The organism is Pseudomonadota bacterium, assembly GCA_022361155.1.
Classification (GTDB): Bacteria; Myxococcota_A; Polyangia; order Polyangiales; family JAKSBK01; genus JAKSBK01.
The window spans coordinates 1-2,914 of sequence record JAKSBK010000287.1 but is presented as its reverse complement, the minus strand read 5'-3'; the positions used below and the strand labels follow the sequence as shown (position 1 = coordinate 2,914).

Annotated in this window: 4 protein-coding genes; 2 read left to right on the top strand and 2 right to left on the bottom strand. The window is 66.3% G+C overall.

All coding sequences use genetic code 11. The features are described 5' to 3' along the window. Window positions 1-282 precede the first annotated feature (282 nt). Window positions 283-684: a recombinase family protein gene (locus tag MJD61_10925; protein MCG8555781.1), complete on the bottom strand. Its 402-nt coding sequence runs from the start codon at window positions 682-684 to the stop codon at window positions 283-285. 112 nt (window positions 685-796) lie between these two features. Here MJD61_10925 and MJD61_10920 point away from each other — a divergent pair, with 112 nt between their 5' ends. Both MJD61_10920 and MJD61_10915 read left to right on the top strand, forming a co-directional pair. After that, window positions 797-1,204, top strand: a complete 408-nt coding sequence (locus MJD61_10920; protein ID MCG8555780.1) for a hypothetical protein — start codon at window positions 797-799, stop codon at window positions 1,202-1,204. Between the two features lie 3 nt (window positions 1,205-1,207). Beyond that, a complete protein-coding gene (locus MJD61_10915; GenBank protein ID MCG8555779.1) occupies window positions 1,208-1,564 on the top strand; it encodes a hypothetical protein in 357 nt (118 codons plus the stop codon). 197 nt (window positions 1,565-1,761) lie between these two features. On the opposite strand, the gene MJD61_10910 is transcribed toward MJD61_10915, so the two are convergent. Continuing rightward, a partial coding sequence (locus MJD61_10910; protein ID MCG8555778.1) for a hypothetical protein occupies window positions 1,762-2,914 on the bottom strand: 1,153 nt, incomplete at its 5' end.

Here is a 2,914-nt window from a genome sequence, read left to right as displayed (position 1 = left end):
CGACCAGACCACAGCCATAGCGCGGCGAGGATCGATATCGGCTCGGCCAGGCGACAAGATCCGCGTCGGCGGCATCGGCGGCCGATCTGGGTCCCGATGGCTCGCCAACCCCGCTCACGAGGTGAGCGCTCGAACCTCGCAGCCGATTGCTTCGACCAGTTCGACCCGTCGCGGGTCCAGGACCCGCACCTCGTGCTCGCCAGCAAAGAAGGTCGTGATACGGATGTTGTCGATCCGGGTCTTACCGATGACGTGGTTGGGGCCGAACTTGTTCGCTGCGACCTAGCGCGCGAGCGAGAAGCTCTGCAGCGACGATTCCCAGAACGCGCTCGCCTCGGAGTCGACCACCGTGAGCTGCGTGCGGTAGCGGCGGAACGTACCGACCAGGGTCGACCAGTCGGCGACGCTCCGGGTCATCCGGTCCAGGCGATGGACGACCACGCGATCGACGCCACCAGCAGCGATTCTTTCCAGCAGCCGCTCGAGGGCCGGCCGACCGATCGTCGTTCCGCTCTCCCCGGCATCGTCGAAGCGCTCCTCGACGGGAACCCAGCCTTTGGCAGCATTGGCGCGGATGAGCGCCAGGCAGGCATCATGCTGGGCCTCGCAGGAGGTGAAGTCGTCGTCGCGCCGGGTGACCGACTGGCGCGTGTAGACGGCACACCGGATCTGGCCCCGCTCCATTGAACCAGGCTATCACGCCGCGCCGCCTCATCTGCCGCCCCGTCACCTGGAAAAACGGAGGCTTGCGTGGATGTCCGCGTCGATCTATATTGATCGTGGAGTGGCGAAGCAGATGACAAAGACACCGTCGCGGAAGCGGCCGGCGCTCCTGACCGGAGGGCGCAAGCGGGTCCTCGTGGTCCTCTTCGTCCCGAGCGTCGAGCGAGATGGGCTCACCTCGATTGATCAGGATCTCTGGGTGGACGCCAGCCTTGAGATGTTCGGCCGGGTCTTCGGTGGCGCGACCGCCTACCCGAAGGCCAAAGGCATCTGGCGCGACGACGAACGAGACGGAGCACTCATCAAGGACGAGCCGGTCGTCGTCCACTGCTACACGACACCGGACGACATCCAGGACAGTACCAGCCTCGCCGAGCTCGGCGGCTTCTGCCGGAAGATGGGACGCGAGGCACGCCAGGGCGAGATCGGCTTGGTCGTCGGCGACGAGTACTTCGCCATCCACGACTTCGAAGAGGAGTAGGAGATGAAGACGCAGCTCGATATGGACAAGATCGCAAGGGGCCTCGGCGCCGAACGCCGCGGCAAGGTCGTGGCAACCGGTGGGTACTTCGGGGCGACGCAACTCCTCGCCGACATCGAGGCCCGCTTCCGGGTACCCTCGGGAGGCGGTCGACCAACCGACCCGCGTTGGACCGAGCGGCGGCTCCTTCCCCTCGCACCGCGGACGCTGAAGCGCCTCGAGCGCATCGCCAGCAAGATCCGCGAGCACGGGGGGGCGAGCGTCGAGCCAATGCAGCTCGCGGCAATCCTCCTCGAGAAGAGCACCGAGGATCTGAGCGAGGACGATGCCGAAGAGCTCTCCCACACCAGCGGCCCGTAGAGACGCCAAAGAGCCCGACCGGTGACCGTGGGCTCCAGCTGCTGGCCGCCACCACCGCACCCGCCTGGATATCCCCAAGCCTCAACGCGGGTCAGGTCGTCCCGCAGTTGGTGAACAACTCGGTCAGGTCGTCGGAATCCTGCCCGTTTGGAGCGTAGTCGCTGTGCACCTGGCGTACCGCCGCGGCAAGGACGAACTCAAGCTGACGTTCGTCCCTTCAGCAGCGGGACTGCTCCTTGGGCGATCACGGCCAGGGGTCGCGCCAGTTTTCGGCGCTGAATGAACGCGGATGCTGCGAGCAGGATGCACGGCCACGAGGACGAGTGCACCGGCCTCGTACCTAAAGCGCTACAGCTGCATCCGGCGTTTTTTTGCGACTCCGACATGGACGGCACGGAATCGGGCTTCGCGTCGGCGGATCCGTCGCGCGGGTTGGGGCGACCGGCGTCGCTGGATGCGACGGGTAAACCCGCGTCGCCCAGGCAGCTGAGTGGGCCCGCGGTCGGGATGGGCGTTGGCGCGCCGGCCATGCCGTCACAGGCGATGCCGATCAGCGGGCAGAGCTTGCGCCACGGCTCGGCGCAGGCGGAGGCCAGCCCGCTTGGCGGCTTGCATGCGAGGCCCTCGACGCTGCGCAGTTTCATCAGCGACCTGAAGCTCTTGCCGCCATCCCGCGACAGGCCCACTTCGAATCCTTGAGTCCGCTCGTTGAAGCACGCGTAAAGGCCGTGCTCGGTCCACGTCAGACACTGCACCGCGCCGTCAAAGACCTTGCTGAACCTGAGGTCACGCGTGGAAGCCTTCCAGAGTCCCAAACGAGTGCAATCCACAGTGCGACGTCGCTCGGGCAAGCCGAAACCGATCGCGAGCTCCGTGCCATCAGGCGAAAGCGCGAAGCCCGCCATTACGGCTTTGCCTTCGAGCACTCTGCGCCAGGAACGGCCGGCGTCCGAAGAGACCAGCAAGCGGTCTGCTTTCGCGGACCGTATGCGCACGTAGACCGTGTCCGGATCGTTCGGTGCCACTGCCGACAAGAACGGGATCGCCGGCGGCCCCGTGTCCATGATAGGCAGCGCCTTCCAGCTCACCGCGCCGTCGTGGGTGCGTAGAAGCACGCCATGCAGCGTCGGAGCATCCACGAGACCGCTCACGTAGATACGCCGCTGTTCGCTCGGCGCCGCGTCGAAGGCAGTTGCGACCAAGTTTAGTGCCGCACCGAAAGGTCCGCCGAGCTCGTTCCAGCTGGCTCCGTTGTCGCTGCTCTGCCACAGCCGGTGCTCGGCAAAGCCTGTTTCGGCTCGCCTCGCGAGCAACAGCGCACGCGCTCGATCCAAGGGCTGCACCGCGATG

Coding starts and splice junctions, on each gene's coding strand:
- MJD61_10925 (MCG8555781.1), bottom strand. CDS start 684: ATGGAGCGGGGCCAGATCCGGTGTGCCGTCTACACGCGCCAGTCGGTC.
- MJD61_10915 (MCG8555779.1), top strand. CDS start 1,208: ATGAAGACGCAGCTCGATATGGACAAGATCGCAAGGGGCCTCGGCGCC.
- MJD61_10920 (MCG8555780.1), top strand. CDS start 797: ATGACAAAGACACCGTCGCGGAAGCGGCCGGCGCTCCTGACCGGAGGG.